Source organism: Streptomyces xylophagus (assembly GCF_000716435.1).
In the GTDB taxonomy this organism is placed as follows: Bacteria; Actinomycetota; Actinomycetes; order Streptomycetales; family Streptomycetaceae; genus Streptomyces; species Streptomyces xylophagus.
On the sequence record NZ_JNWO01000175.1, the window covers coordinates 1 to 350 of the forward strand.

The following is a 350-nucleotide window of genomic DNA, read 5'->3' on the forward strand; positions in this document are numbered from 1 at the left end:
GGACATGGTGGCGCTGGCGAGGGTCAGGCTGCTCAGTGCCAACCGGCGCGTGGTGCGCGGCGCCGAGGGGCTGTGGATCTACCGCCTTCTGGCGCAGGTCGAGCCGGAGGTGTACGGGTCGAAGCTGGCGTACGTCCTGGTGGAGGCGAGTGCGTCGCCCCTGGTGCGGGAGTCGCCGGAGCAACGGTTGGCCCTGTTGGACGAGGCCGTGGAGGCAGCCAAGGCTCTCAGCGCGTCGAATCCCTATCGGTCGACGGTGCTGGAGAGGGCCCTGGCCGCCAGGAAGCGGGAAATGGACCTGCTCGAACGGTGAAACGAAGGCTCGAGCGGTGAAACGAAGGGGGGAACTG

General features: G+C 68.3%; 1 protein-coding gene. It reads left to right on the forward strand.

Annotation, left to right across the window (positions count from 1 at the left end; all coding sequences use genetic code 11):
• Positions 1 to 313, forward strand: a 313-nt coding sequence (locus OO70_RS50860) for a hypothetical protein (RefSeq protein WP_063749804.1), incomplete at its 5' end; no start/stop codon positions are given.
• Between the last annotated feature and the right edge of the window lie 37 nt (positions 314 to 350).